General features: G+C 70.1%; 10 protein-coding genes. 7 read left to right on the top strand and 3 right to left on the bottom strand.

Annotated features, from left to right (window positions below):
• Positions 1-7: 7 nt before the first annotated feature.
• The 7 genes from pelG to pelF are packed head-to-tail and all read left to right on the top strand — an operon-like array spanning position 8 to position 8,872.
• The gene (gene pelG, locus J3A66_RS00850; RefSeq protein WP_209566569.1) at positions 8-1,405 is read left to right on the top strand and encodes an exopolysaccharide Pel transporter PelG; all 1,398 of its coding nucleotides are present in this window, start codon (positions 8-10) and stop codon (positions 1,403-1,405) included.
• A complete protein-coding gene (locus J3A66_RS00845; protein ID WP_348633964.1) occupies positions 1,402-2,298 on the top strand; it encodes an endo alpha-1,4 polygalactosaminidase in 897 nt (298 codons plus the stop codon). The genes pelG and J3A66_RS00845 overlap by 4 nt, the downstream gene beginning before the upstream one ends.
• On the top strand, positions 2,295-4,019 hold the full coding sequence (locus J3A66_RS00840) for a hypothetical protein (RefSeq protein WP_209566568.1): 1,725 nt from the start codon (positions 2,295-2,297) through the stop codon (positions 4,017-4,019). Before J3A66_RS00845 ends, J3A66_RS00840 begins: the two co-directional genes overlap by 4 nt.
• The gene (locus J3A66_RS00835) at positions 4,016-5,488 is read left to right on the top strand and encodes a hypothetical protein (RefSeq protein WP_209566567.1); all 1,473 of its coding nucleotides are present in this window, start codon (positions 4,016-4,018) and stop codon (positions 5,486-5,488) included. The genes J3A66_RS00840 and J3A66_RS00835 overlap by 4 nt, the downstream gene beginning before the upstream one ends.
• Positions 5,489-5,535: 47 nt before the next feature.
• Entirely contained in the window at positions 5,536-6,453 is a 918-nt protein-coding gene (locus J3A66_RS00830) for a hypothetical protein (RefSeq protein ID WP_209566566.1), read from the top strand.
• The gene (locus J3A66_RS00825; RefSeq protein ID WP_209566565.1) at positions 6,450-7,364 is read left to right on the top strand and encodes a hypothetical protein; all 915 of its coding nucleotides are present in this window, start codon (positions 6,450-6,452) and stop codon (positions 7,362-7,364) included. The genes J3A66_RS00830 and J3A66_RS00825 overlap by 4 nt, the downstream gene beginning before the upstream one ends.
• Positions 7,361-8,872, top strand: coding sequence for a GT4 family glycosyltransferase PelF (gene pelF / locus J3A66_RS00820; protein WP_245336650.1), 1,512 nt, complete (start codon positions 7,361-7,363; stop codon positions 8,870-8,872). The genes J3A66_RS00825 and pelF overlap by 4 nt, the downstream gene beginning before the upstream one ends.
• 24 nt (positions 8,873-8,896) lie before the next feature.
• On the opposite strand, the gene J3A66_RS00815 is transcribed toward pelF, so the two are convergent.
• From J3A66_RS00815 to J3A66_RS00805, 3 genes are read right to left on the bottom strand one after another with little or no spacing between them, the layout of a single operon-like run.
• On the bottom strand, positions 8,897-10,498 hold the full coding sequence (locus J3A66_RS00815; RefSeq protein ID WP_209566564.1) for a TolC family outer membrane protein: 1,602 nt from the start codon (positions 10,496-10,498) through the stop codon (positions 8,897-8,899).
• Complete coding sequence (locus tag J3A66_RS00810) at positions 10,488-11,861, bottom strand: HlyD family type I secretion periplasmic adaptor subunit (protein WP_209566563.1); 1,374 nt, start codon at positions 11,859-11,861, stop codon at positions 10,488-10,490. The genes J3A66_RS00815 and J3A66_RS00810 overlap by 11 nt, the downstream gene beginning before the upstream one ends.
• On the bottom strand, positions 11,858-13,615 hold the full coding sequence (locus tag J3A66_RS00805) for a type I secretion system permease/ATPase (RefSeq protein ID WP_209566562.1): 1,758 nt from the start codon (positions 13,613-13,615) through the stop codon (positions 11,858-11,860). Before J3A66_RS00805 ends, J3A66_RS00810 begins: the two co-directional genes overlap by 4 nt.
• Positions 13,616-13,835 lie beyond the last annotated feature (220 nt).

Here is a 13,835-nt window from a genome sequence, read left to right as displayed (position 1 = left end):
CGAAGTTATGGCGGGCATAGGCTTCCAGTTAGCGAAAACCGCGCGCGAGGGCGGTGTCGGCGGAATCGTCGGCGCCGCTGCATTCGGTGCGGTGATCAGCGCGGGACCGTGGTTGATCACCGCGGTCGCGATGGCGTTGCTCACCCACTGGTTGGGTACGCATCTCGGCGCACGCGGCGCGCGGACCGTCCAGACGATCCTCGTCTATGCGTTCAGCCTGTCCGCGCTCGCTGCGGCGCCGGTCGGCATCCTCGCGACGCGGATCGCCGCGGATCGGATCTTCGCGCGGGACGCAGGCGGCGTGTCGGGCATCATGCTGGTCGCGCTGGCGGCCGGCGGCGGGATCGCGCTGGCGATCGGGACGATCGTGTTCGGAACCCTTGCCGGGCTTCCGCTTGGCGAGGCCGCGCTCGCGACGCTGATCCTCGCCTGGCTGACGCAGGTCTGGATCGCCGCGCCACTGCTCACCGCATTGCGTCGGTACCGAGCGATACCCCTCGCCTATCTGCTCGGCATCGGCGTCGCGACGCTGCTCTTGGCGCTCCTTCCAAGGCCTGGCGTCTCTGCCGTGCTTGCAATCATTGCCGGGGGCGTCGGCCTGACGCTCGCCGCGATCATGGCGGTGATCCGCCGACATTTCTCCACCACGCCCGTCTTGCCGACGCAAGACGCGATGGCGCCGCGCCTCGCATGGATCGTCGCCGCGGCGGGCATTGCGGGGGTCGCGGCGATCTGGATCGACAAATGGCTCCTGTGGACGGGGCCGCAGAGCATTCGCGCGATCGGACTGCTCCGGCTGAACCCGATCAACGATCAGGGCAGCTTTCTGGGGCTGCTGACGATGGTGCCGGGCCTGACGCTGTTGCTGATCGTCGCCGAGACGCGGTTCGATCGCGCATTCAGCGACATGATCGTCCGGTGTACCGGCACCTCGACGCTGCAGCGTATCGAGGAGGCGCGCAGTGACCTGGCGCGGACGATGTTCGACGGGCTGCGGATCATGCTGCTCGTGCAGGCCCTCGTCGCGGCGCTCGCCTGGGTGTTCGCGGTGCCGCTGTTCGAGCTGATCGGCGCGGACGCACGCGCGGTCTTCGCGTTTCGCCAGACCGCGCTTGGCACCGTCTTCCACCTCGTGGTGATCGCGGCCACGGTCGTGCTGGCCTATTATGACCTGTTCGGGCGGATCCTGCTGACCTGGACGGCTTTCGCCATCGGCAGCGGACTCGCGACGCTTCTCCAATGGGACACGGGGTTCGCGGCGTTCGGCTGGGGCTATATGGCCGGCGCCGTCGTCGGGGCGTCAGTCGGCCTCGCGCTGGTCGCTGAAGCCACGGTCAACCTCACCTATCTGCTGTTCGTCGGCAACAATCCCTCCGTCGTGGGGCATGGAGGACGTCTGTTGTGACGGGATTTACGGATATGCGCCGCCGCGGGGTAGTCCAGAGGCTGCTCGCGCTCGGCGCGGCCGGCTGGGCATTGGGCGGCCGCCACCAGTCGGACGCTGCGCCCGGACCGTCCGCGAACGCCGCCTTGCGCTGGGGCGTCGATTACGGGGCTGCGACCGACCCCGTGCTGGCACGCGGCTGCGCGCTGCTGGTCCTCGAGCCGCATCACGCGCGGCCGATCGCGGCGCTTCGTGGCCCGGGCAGCACGCTGCTCGGCTATGTCAGCTTCGGGGAAGTCGAACGCAACCGACCCTATTTCGCCGCGCTGGACAAGGCCGGCGCGCTCAAGGCCGCCAACCCCAACTGGCCCGATGCGCGGCTCGCCGACCTGCGTCATCCGGCGTGGCGGGCAGCGGTGCTCGACCGGCTCGTCCCCGCGATCCTCGCGCTCGGCTATGACGGAATCTTCATCGATACGATGGATAATGCCGAGGCGATGGAACAGCAGGATCCGGTGGCCAACAAGGGCATGGTAACGGCAGGCGTATCGCTGATCGCCGCTGTGCGCGCGCGCTTCCCCCAGATCCGCATCATGCTCAACCGCGGCTATGCGCTGCTGCCCGACGTCGCGCCGAAGATCGACTATCTGCTCGGCGAGGCGATGGCGTCGCGGTGGAATTTCACGGCCAAACACTATGAGTTGCTGAGCGATTCGGACTGGGCCTGGCAAGCGGGTCGCCTGCGCACCGCACAGGCGCGGAACCCGGCGCTGGCGCTGATGACGCTGGATTACTGGAATCCGGGGGATACGAAACAGGTCACGGCACTGTATGCGCGCGAGCGGGCGGCGGGGTTCAGCCCCTATGTCGCGACCCTGGCGCTCGACCGGCTCATGCCGGAGCCGGCGGGGTGAGGATCGACCGCCACCGCGCACGGCTCGCGCTCCTCCTGCCCGCGCTGACCGGGATCGGTCTGCTCGCGGGCGGGCTGATGCTGTTGCCGAAGGAGCGTGAAATCCTTCCCGCCGTTCGTCGCGCGCAGCCGGTACCGGTTTCGGCCGCGCGCAGTTCTATGCCCGCCGCGCCAGCATCGCCGGTGCTGCCGCCTGCGCATCCGTCGATCACGGCGCAGATCGCGACTGCGGACGCAGCGACGCTCGCCGCGCTCACGACGCGGCTGATCGCAGAGGGCCAGCCGGTGTCCACGCTGCAGGTCGCCTATGATCTGGTCGCTGCGAAGCGACCGGCGGTTGCGCTCGATTATCTTGCGGCCCGGCCCGATGGTGCGGCCGCAGCGACGTGGCGCCTCCGGGTCGACCTGCTTCACCAGACCGGACACGATGCGAACGCCGTCGCGCTGGTCGCGCGTGCGGCGGAGAAGCGCGGCCCCCTGCCCGCCGCGGATATCGTCGCGGCGGCCTATGCGATCGATCGACCCGACTTGGTGATCGTGGCGGCGGCGAACCACGTCATCCCGCCGCCCGATCCCGCGCTGGCGCTGGATCTCGCGCGGCGGGCCGACAAGGCCGGGCGGCGCGATCTGATCGCGTTGCTCGACACCACGACGACCGCGAACTGGCGCGCCGCAGACCCTTGGCTCGCCATCCGGGTGGCGGCGCGTTCCAAGGATACCGCGGCAGGCTTGCGGGCAGCAGGCTACCTCCCCGTCGAGCAACGCCAGGCGGCGCGCGAGGCCATCCTGACCGAAGCGGGCGACCGTGCCGGTCTGCGGACCGAGTTGCTCGCACATGCGGCCGCGCCCGGTGCGCCGCTAGAGCAGATTGCGGAGCGGCTGGTAGCGGCCGGGTATCGCGGGGATGCAACGGCGGTGCTGCGGCGTGCGGCGGCCGGGCTCGCACCAACAGCGCCGGCAGCGCAGCGGCTGCTGTACCTGATGGGCCCGCGTCCCGGATCCGACGATCTCGCCTGGCTGAAACAGCAGAGCCTGCAAGGCAGCGCGACCCGGCAGCGCAGCTGGCTGGCCTGCTATGCCGAACGCGATCAACCGGGCGCGGCGCTCGCATTCGTGTCCCGGCATCCGCTTGCGGACGAGACTGACGTGATGCTGATGCGGCTGTCGTTGGCGCGCACGTCGGGCAGTGACGCCGCTGGTCGAACGGTGCTGGCGACCTTGCTCGACGGCCGCACGCTGTCCCCCGATCAGGTCCGCGCCGTGTCCGCTGCGGCGCCCGCGCGGATCGATCCGGCACAGGCGGCGACGATCACGAAACGCCGTGTCGCGGCCGGGATTGCTGCGCCGCGCGATCAGCTCGATCTCGCCTGGGCAGCGTGGAACGCGGGCGATGCGAAGGCCGCGGGACAATGGCTCGACGCGCATCTCGCGACCACCCCGACCGATCTGCCCGCGCTGCGATTGATGGCCGACGTGCAAGCGCGGATCAATGGTGTGCGTGGGGCACGCCCCTGGCTCGAACGCGCGCTCGCCCAGACTCCCGCCGACAGCAGGGCGCGCGCGGAAGTGCTCGAGAAGCTCGGGCGTCGGGCGGAGGCAGTGAAATTGGTCGAGACGCTGCGATCCGAAACGCCGCAGGACCGATCGCTCGCCGCGCTGCACGCCCGGCTGCTGATCACGCAGGGCCAGCCGGGCCGGGCGCGGACGGTGCTGGCGCAGTGATCATCCTGTTCTTCTGCCTCGCGGATGCGCCGGTGCTGACCATACCCCTGACCGTCTTTGCGGATGGCCGGATCGTCACGTCCGAGTCCCGGCTCGTCTGGCCCGACGACGCCGTCGTCCGGATCGAGGATCGTGACGGCGAACTGGTCGCGCGGTTCGATCGACCGATCGCGCCGGCGCGGCTCGCTGCGTTCCGCGAGGCGGCGGGCGACGCGATCGGCGATCTGCGCTGGAACGACGACAGCCTGGTCCTCCGTCCCGCGGCGGGCTGGACGATGCGCTGGCGGCAGACGGGCCCGGTCGTCGCGCTCGCCTTCTCTCCACCCGCGGACGGCGCACTGCTCGAGGCTACCGACGACAGCGCGTCCGACGCCGCACTGGCCGCAATCGAGGCGGACGTGGCCGCCGGCTATCCGGGATCGGCCCTGCGCGCGGCGACGAGCCTTGCACAGCGCTATCCGGCCGACCGACGCGCCGCCCGTCTGCTCGCCGACACGCGTCTCGCGCAGGGCGACGTCCGCGGCGCGGCGCGCGAGTACCGCGTGCTCAAGGCAGACGACCTGACCGCACGGCGTACGATCGCCGCCGCGGCGGGGGCCGCCAGCATCGGCGTCACCGCGCGTGACGGCAGCGACCTCGCGCAGACAGAGTTCGCCGCGCGGATCGACGCAGCGGTCGGCGGCACGCTCGACGTGGGAGGCGGCGTTCGCCATCTCGTCAGCAACGTCGCCACCGCCGCGCCGACCGTGCGATCCGGCGACACCGTCGTCGACGCCTCGCTGGCCGCAGCGTTCGACGGCGCGGTCCGCATCCAGCTCTTCGCCTCCGCCGCGCTCGACGATGCGGTGACGGGTGGCGGTGCCAGGATTACGGCAGGGGCCGCCGACGCGCAGTTCCGCGCGACCTTGAGCCGCCACATGCCGGACTATTCGACCCCGGCGCAGGTGCTGGCGGGAGGATATCTCTCGCGCGCGCTGATCGGCGTCACCTACCGCCTGACGCCGGGCGTGGTCGCGCAAGGAGATTTCGGCGCCTACCGGTACGGCCTCGCAACCGGTAGCGGTGCAAGCGACACCATCGTCGCGAGCGCCGGGGTGGATTATCTCATTCGCCGCCAGTTCCCGGCGCTCGGGCTGACCTACCGCTTCGACGCGGAATATGTTCAGCGTATGCAGCTTGGCGCAGACCGTCTTGCCGTCATTCCGCTGGCCACCCGCGAGAACCACACCATCCAGGGCCTTGCCAGCGGCGCGGTCGGCGCGGTGCAGATGACTGCGCTGGTCGGCTGGACCGTCGATCGGTTCGGCGGCGATGGCCCCACCGCCAGCCTGGGTCTCGCCGCCCCGATCGCGGTCGCGTGGCGGGTCGAGGGCAGCGGCGGCATCACGTCGATCGCGCGGCAGGGCTTTGCCGGCCGCCAGCTTTATGCGCGCGCGCTGCTGACACGCAGCCTCGGGGATACGCAGTGACGCACGACGACGCTGCGCCAAAATGGCAGGCCCGGTGGCGACGCCCCTTGCGGATTGCCTTGGAGATCGCGCTCACCTCCGCCGCGCTGGCGGCGCTCGACTGGTGGCTAACGGGCGAAACCGGCTTCACGCGCGTCCAGCCCAACCCCTATTGGCTGCCGGTGCTGGTGATGGCGCTCGCCTATGGCACCGGCCCCGGCGTCGTCGCCGCCGCCATCGCGTCGGGGCTATGGCTCGCGCATGTCCACGACGACACGGGCGCGCGCGACTATCTCGACCATCTGTTCCATCTGTCGCTCCAGCCATTGATGTGGTTCGTCGCTGCCGGAGTCATTGGCGAGGTGACGATCATGCGGACCGCACGGCACGATCGGCTGGAAAAGCGCGGCGGGGTTGCGGCGCGGAACCTGGCACGGCTGACCGAGGCGTTTGCCGCGCTGTCGCGGACCAACCGGCTGTTGCAGGTGCAGATCGCGACCGAGGCGCATACCGTCGGCCATGCGATCGAGACGGCCGCGCGACTCTGTTCGCAGGACCTTGCCGAACGACGCGGCGCGATCGGCGAATTGATCGCACTTGCCGCGCGGACCCCCGACTTCACCTGCTACCGCATTACAGGTGCCGAGGCCCGCGCATGGATCCGAGGGCCGGTCACCGCGGGACGGCGAGACACCCTGCCAGCGACGTTGATGGAGCGGATGGCACGGCCCCACGGGATCCTGCACGTCGCGAAGCGCAGCGATCGTAGCCTGCTCGACGGTATCGGCGTCGCCGCGATCGCCCTGCCCGATCGCGAGACCGGCGAGGTCGTCGGGTGCCTCGTCCTTCACACACTGCCGTTCGAGACGCTGAACGCGAGCCGTACCGCCGAACTGACCGAGATCGCCGTGTGGCTGACGCCGCTGCTCGCTGATACGCTGCACGCGACCCAGCGCCCGGTCAGAGCTGCCGGGCTGGTCGCGTGATCCGCCGCCTTGCTGCGCTCGCGCTGCTGGAGATGGTCGTCCTGACGGCGTGCTGGCTTTTCGAACTTGCGGCCGGCTGGGCGCTCGCAGTCCATGCCGTGGCTAGCGGAATTGGGCTCATTTTGTGGCTCCGCAGCGGCGCGGCGGCCGGTTTTGCGGCGGCGATGCTGGGTGTGACGGGCCCGCTTGGCCTGCTCGTTGCCCTGCCCCTTGCTCGCTTGGTCAGACCTGCCGCCCACCGGAGCGACGACGAAATGTTCGGCCCTGTTGCCGGGCGCTCCGCACAGCGCGGCGCGAGTCTCGCGGTGGCCCGCATGCTCGACGGGCGGGTTCATCATGCCACCCCCGATACGCTGAGCTCGCTCGTCACGATCATGCGTCACGGCGCGGTCGCCGAGCGGCGGCGGGCACTGGAGACCGTGGTGCGGTCGTTCGAGCCCGCGCTGTCGCCGCTCATCGCGCTGGCGCTGACCGACAGCGACCAGACGATCCGCGCGCTTGCGGCGGCCGCGTCGGCGCGCGTCGCGGAAAATCTGGTGCTCGCCCGTGCACGGCTGTCAGCCCGCGTTGCCGATGGCGGCGATCCGGACGCCGCGACGAACCTGGCGCGGCTGCTCGGGGACCACGCGCGTTCGGATGTGCTGCTGTCCGATTCACAGCGCCTCCACCTGCGCGAGGACGCGGTTGCGACGATGGCCGCTGCGGGATCGGACGGGGCGGACGACCGGCATGCGGACACGCGCGATGCGTTGATGATCGAGGCGTTCTGGGCCGCGGGCGATTATGACGCGATCGACCGGATGGCGACCGCGATCCAGGCCTCGGTGGACCGGACCGATGCTCCAACCGGCGCGAACGACCGCGGCGCATCGACGCTGGCAAACTGGTGGCTGACGGGCGCGGTGGCATGATCCCGCTGTCCGCCCTGGCCGAAACGTCCCGGCACGCGTCGCTCGACATGCCGGACGCCGACATCTGCCTGATCGTCGAGGGCGCCTATCCCTATGTGATCGGCGGCGTATCGGGCTGGCTGCAGGATCTGATCACGCATCTGCCCGACGTCCGGTTCGTGATCGCCGCGATCAAGCCGGGTGCCGGGCTGCTCGCGTTCCAGCTCGCCCCGCCGCCCAACGTCGTCGCGGTGGTCGAAATCGGCCTGGCGCCCGCGCCGGCGATGCCGCGCTCAATCCCGGATCGGATCGCGGTGCCGATCGCCGACGCGCTGGTCGCGTTCGTCGCGACCGGTGGCGCGGACCGGCTCGCGACGCTGATCGACGTGATCGGCGGCATCGCGCGACCGCTTGCCCCCGGTGACATCCTGTCGCACCCGGCGGTTTTTGCACGGCTCAGGCGCCATTATCAGGCGATGCTGCCGAAGGCCTCGTTCCACCATTATTTCTGGGCGATGCGCGTGCTGCTCGGCGGGTTGCTCGCGGTCCTGACCGCGCCCCTGCCGCGCGCCAAGGCGTATCACACGATCTCGACCGGGTTCGCAGGCCTGGTCGCTGCCCGCGCCGCGCGCGAGACCGGGCGCCCGGCGTTCATCACCGAACACGGCATCTACCTGCTCGAACGCCAGATCGAGGTGATGATGGCGGACTGGATCGGCGATCAGGTCGACACCGGGCTCGAGCTCGAACGCAGCGTGCGCGATCTGCGCGACCTCTGGGTCCGTGCCTTCACCAGCTATGCGACCGCCTGCTATGACAGCTGCGATCCGATCGTGGCGCTGTACGGCGAGAATACGGCGGTCCAGCGCCGGCTGGGTGCGGCCGCCGACCGGGTCCGCGTCATCCCCAACGGGATCGATTCAAAGCGGTTCGCCGCACTCCCCGACCAGCGCGATCCGGCACACCCGCTGGTCGCATTGCTCGGCCGCGTGGTCCCGATCAAAGACGTGAAGACGTTCATCCGCGCCGCCGCAATCGCGCATGCCGAACGCCCCGACATCCGCTTCGTCGTGCTCGGCCCCGAGGATGAGGACCCGGAATATGCCGCGGAATGCTCGCGACTGGTCGAGGATCTGGGCCTGTCGCCGGTCTTCCACTTCGCCGGGCGCGTGCGGATCGAGGACTGGATGGCAAAGATCGATCTGCTCGTGCTCACCAGCCTTTCCGAAGCGCAACCGCTGGTGATCCTGGAAGGCGGCGCCTGCGGGATTCCGGTCGTCGCGCCTGATGTCGGCAGCTGCCGCGAGATGATCGAGGGACGCGGCGGGGCGGACTCAGGCCATGGCGGCATCGTCACGCCGCTGGTCAATCCGGCAGCGACCGCGGCGGGGATCCTCGCGATCGCGGGCGATCCGGCAATGCGATCGGCAATGGGCGAAACCATGCGCGAACGCGTCCGCCGCGACTATGATCACGACACGATCATCGGGGCCTATGCGAAACTCTACGAAACCTTGATCCAGCGGTAGCCGACGCGAGTGGGCCGGATCGGATCATCTCCCGCTCGTGACCACCGCATCGCTCAGATCGGCCGCGACCGGACCCGCAAGCACCGGAACCGGCGCGATCGGCAGCACATTGCCGATCGGCCCTGGCAAGGCCTGGACGGCCGCCGGCCTGATCCGCGCGTCGGTGGCGGGCGCGATTACGGGTGCCGCCGGGGCGGTGCCAGCGGGCTTCTGCGCACGGTCGATCGGCGCGAGCACCGGATCGAACGGTCCGAATGTCCTGGCCCGCACCACCCGCGTGTTCTGCGCCGGATCATAGGTCGGCACCGCCTGATCGATCGCCGCCGCCTGCAATCGCCCCAGCGTCGCCAACAGCCGCGCCTCGGCGGCATAGGCTCCATAGGTCGCGTTGACGAACACGAGTTGCGCGGTCAGCAGGCGCTGCTCCGAGTCCAGCACCTCGAAATTCGAGCGAAATCCCTCCGCGAACCCGCGCTGAACCCCGGTGAGCGCCGACTCCGCCGCCTCGGTCGCGCGCTGCCCCGCCGCCATCTGTTCGCCACCCGCCACCGCCTGGTTCCAGGCGTTCTGGGCATTGGCGAGTGCGGCGCGCCGCGCCGTCTCGACCTCGAACCCGAGCTGCTGGCGTTCGGCGACCGCGGCCCGGACGCGCGAGCCGATCACGCCCCCGGTCAACAGCGGCATCGTCACCGTGACTCCGCCGGTCGCCTGCGCACCGGCATCGCGCAAGCGGTAGGAATAGGGGCTTCCATAGCCATAGCTGCCCGACAGCGCGACGATCGGCGCACGTTCAGCGCGTTGGGCCGCGATCCGCGCGTCCCCCGCCCTGGTGGCAAGGATCGCCTGCCACAGGCTCGGGCTCTCTTTCTCCACCACGGCGAACGCGGCATCGAGCGAGCGCGGCAGGCCGGGCAGCGTCGGCGGCAAGAGCAACGTCCCGGGATTACGCCCGACGACCGCCGCGAACCGGCCGCGGCTTGCCTGGAGATTGACCGTGGCCTGCGCCAGCTGCGCGCGGATGATCTCGCGCTGCGCCTCGGCCTGCGCAATGTCGGTGCGGGTCAGGTCGCCACCCCGTTCGCGTGCGATCGCCTGGGTCACCTGTCGCCCATAGGAGTCGAGCGAGCGTTGCTGGATCGCCACCAGCGCCTGGTCGCGCCGCACCGAAACGAACGCATCGACGACTTCGAGCAGGATCGTGTTCTCCGCCTCGCGCAGGCGTTCACGCCCGGCGAGGACGGTCGCCTCGGCCGCCGACACCTGCGCCGCGGTCCGCCCGCCGTTCAGCAGGATCTGCGATGCGGTCAGCGACGCCCCCAGGGTCCGCCCCCGCGCCGTATCGAAGTCGCCGAGCAGCCCGCGCTGGTCCTGCGACTGATATTGCAGCGTCATGTTGATGCCCGCGGTCAGCCGGTACGCGGCCCCCGCCTGGACGATCTGCTCGTCGAGCGCGCGAAGCTGGGCGCGCTGTCCCTCCAGCGAGGGGTTGCTCCTATAGGCATCGGCGATTGCCTGCCCCAGCGTCTCGGGCGCTGCGGTTGCTGCCTCCTGTGCCGTCTGCGCGCGCGCGGGCATGGCCGGCACCAGCAGCATGGCGACGGCGAGGCAGATCCTCTCAGCGCTCATGAAGCGACCGTGAAAAGGCCTCGGTCAACGGATCGAGCAGATAGTCGAGTGCAGTCCGCGACCGCAGCTTGACGAGGACGGTGACCGGTACGCCCGCGCGGATCCCCGTGTCGCGACCGCGCACCGCCTCGATCTTGGCGATCTGAGCACGCGGCACGGTGACCTCCGCACTGAAATAGCTGCGACCGGTCTGCTCGTCGCGAAGCGAATCCGCGGAGACCGTACGAACCGTGCCGAGCAGGATCGGCAGGTCGCGTTCGTGCAGCGACAGGAACTTTACCTCCGCCTCGCGCCCGGCAAACACCCCGTCGATGTCGCCCGGCGAGAAATTTGCGCGCACCACAAGCGGCGCGGCGTCGGGGACGATGTCGAGGATCGCCTGGCCCGGCTGGATCACGCCCCCCACCGAGAATACACGCAGCCCGACCACGCGGCCCGCCACCGGCGCACGGATGATCGTGCGCGCCAGCTGTTCGCGCGCCGCGGCCAGCTTGGGCAAAACCTCGTTCAGCTGGAACTGCGTGTCGCGCAGCAAAGTCGCACTCTCCTCGACATATTTGCGGCGGGTCTGAACGCCTTCCGCGCGGGTCTGGCCGATCTGCTCACGCGCGGCCGCCGAGCGTGAGACATAGTCGGCGTCGGTCCCGTCGAGCTGCTGGATCGAACGTTCGATCGCGCGAACCGTGTTGCGCGACACATAGCCCTGGTCGGCGAGCGCCCGCGTGCTGTCGAGCTGTTGGCGGAGCGAGGCGCGCTGCCGGGCGGTCGCCTGCGCCTGCGCGTTGAAGCCGGTCGTCTGCTGCGCGACGGTCGCCTCCTGCTGGCGGAGGACCGCGCCATTGGCGGCGAGCGCGGCCGAGCGTGCCGACCGCTGCGCAAGCTGGAGCGACTTCGCCCGCTCGACGAGACGAAGGTCGTCGCCCTGTGCGGACGCGAAATCCGCGGGCCAGACGACCGCGCCGCCGCGAACATCCGCTTCGAGCCGGGCCCGTTGCGCCTGGAGGTCGATGACGCTGGCGGCCAGCGCACGCTCGCTGGCGGTGACTTCGGCGCCTTCGAGCCGGAACAGGACGTCGCCTGCACGGACGTGCTGGCCGTCGCGCACCGCCATCGCCGCGACGATCCCGCCCTCGCGGTGCTGGACGGTCTGGCGATTGCCCGCGACGACCACCTGCCCCTCGCCCGCCGCCGCCGCATCGAGCCGCGCGAACGCCGCCCAGCCGAGCCCCACGACAAAGAACAGGATCGCGACCAGCCCGCCGACCAGGATCGCATGCCGCGGGGAGTCATCGAGGCGGAGGCGATCCGCGAGGCTTGCGCCACCGGCGGCGGGGACCGGGCTGGCCAGTTCGGCGTGGATCATCGTGCGCCTCCGGTCGCCGCGACGGGCGCGGCATTGGCCGGGCGCAACACCTTGGCGCGGTCGTCGAACAGCTGGATCGTGCCGTTACGCAGCACCATGATCTTGTCGACCGCCTGCAGAAGCCCGGTCCGATGCGTCGACACGATCACCGTTGCGCCGCGAGCGCGAAGGGTCGAGAGCGTCGTCACCAGCCGCGCCTCACCATCGCTGTCGAGATGCGCGTTGGGCTCATCGAGGAACAGGATCGTCGGCGTACCAAACAGTGCGCGCGCCAGCGCGACCGACTGGTTCTGCCCCGCCGACAGCCCCGACCCGTCCGCCATGCTCAGCATCGTTGCATAGCCATTGGGCAGGCCCAGGATCACCTCATGCGCACCCGCCGCCTGTGCCGCCTCGACCACTGCGGCGTCGAGCTGCTCGCTCTCGCCCGCCAGCACCGACTGGAACCGCGAGATGTTGGTGTGCACCGTGGTCGGGAACAGCGACGGCGATTGCGGCATGTAGCCGACGTGCCGGCCGAGCTGTTCACGGTTCCAGTCCGCGAGACTCGCACCGTCGATCCGCACCTCGCCGGCGTCCGGCGACAGCGCACCCGACAACACGCGCAGCAGCGTCGACTTGCCCGCGCCGCTCGGGCCGACCAGCGCGACGATCTCGCCGGGCGCGACGGCGAAACTTATGTCCGACAGCAAGGCGCGGTCGCTGCCTTCCGCGCGCACCGTGATACCGCGGACGTCGATTTGGCCGGTCGGCACGGGCAGCGTCGTCGCGTCGATCGCGGGCCCCGGCATCCGGCAGAACGCATCGAGATCGCGAAAGGCGTTGCGCGCGGCAGCGAGCGGCTTCATCGCCCCGAGGATCTGCTCGACCGGCTGAAGTGCCCGCCCCAGCAGCAGCGACGCCGCGAAGATGGCGCCGCCCGAAATATCCTGCCGGATCGCCAGCAGCGCGCCGAGCGCGAGCGCGAGGGACTGGAGCAGCAGGCGGAGGAACTTGGTGATCGCGAGAAACTGCCCCGACGTGCCGGCGAGCGCGGCCTGGCGGCGGACGAGCTCGGCGCGCTCCAGCAAGTGCCGGGTGATCAGCGCGTTGCGCATCCCCATCACCCGCGCGACCTCCGATCCGTGGATCGACACATCCTGTTCGCGCGTCGCGAGAACCGCCCGGGCCTGCGTGTCGCGCGCGGCCCCCGCGGTCACGCGGTCGCTGAGGATCGCGATCCCGCCGAGCAGCAGCGCACTCACCAGCGCAAGCACGCCGATCCAGACGTGAAGCAGGAACGCGATGCCGATATAGATCGGCGCCCAGGGCGCATCGAACAGCGCGATGATCGTCGGCCCGGTCAGGGTCCCGCGCACCGTGTCGAAATCGCGCATCGCCTGGCTGCGCTGGCCGGTCGTCGCGCCATCGGTGCCGAGGATCCGCAGCAGGATCCCCGGTGCCGCCTGACGCTCCAGCCGCATGCTGGCGCGCAACAGCAACCGCATGCGCACCGCGTCGAGGATCGCGAACACGACCAGCGCCAGCACGAGGATCAGCGTCAGCAGCAGCAACGTCGTCCCGCCCCGCGTGGGCACGACCCGGTCATACACCTGCAGCATGAAGATCGACGGCACGAGGTAGAGGATGTTCACGAGGCCGGAGAACAGACCGGCGAAGACCAGATGCCGTCGACACCCCCGGACGGCACGCGCCAGTGCATTATGCCCATGGTCGGATGGTGCCGTTATGGGCGCTGGGGAGGACGTCGGCATCGCGTCGTCTTAGCCACGAAGTTTAAACGAACGGTTTCTCAGGCGCTCCCCAAGGCCGATCTGCCGCTCGACGATCTCTGTCGTAACGCGCGTACGGGTTCGCTCCGTGCGAAGCGCAGCGTCTCGCCCGGGACCGTCGCGACCCAATCCCGACATCCGTTCCTGTGGTCATCCTGCGTGTCACAGGTGTAGTGGTGCCGGGCCCGCCGCTACGGCGTGC

Origin of the sequence: Sphingomonas sp. PvP018 (assembly GCF_017876865.1) — a bacterium.
Lineage (GTDB): Bacteria > Pseudomonadota > Alphaproteobacteria > Sphingomonadales > Sphingomonadaceae > Sphingomonas > Sphingomonas aerolata.
Note: the sequence above shows the minus strand (reverse complement) of the source record. Positions and strands in the feature narration are given on the sequence as shown.

Coding starts and splice junctions, on each gene's coding strand:
- pelG (WP_209566569.1), top strand. CDS start 8: ATGGCGGGCATAGGCTTCCAGTTAGCGAAAACCGCGCGCGAGGGCGGT.
- pelF (WP_245336650.1), top strand. CDS start 7,361: ATGATCCCGCTGTCCGCCCTGGCCGAAACGTCCCGGCACGCGTCGCTC.
- J3A66_RS00815 (WP_209566564.1), bottom strand. CDS start 10,498: ATGAGCGCTGAGAGGATCTGCCTCGCCGTCGCCATGCTGCTGGTGCCG.
- J3A66_RS00810 (WP_209566563.1), bottom strand. CDS start 11,861: ATGATCCACGCCGAACTGGCCAGCCCGGTCCCCGCCGCCGGTGGCGCA.
- J3A66_RS00805 (WP_209566562.1), bottom strand. CDS start 13,615: ATGCCGACGTCCTCCCCAGCGCCCATAACGGCACCATCCGACCATGGG.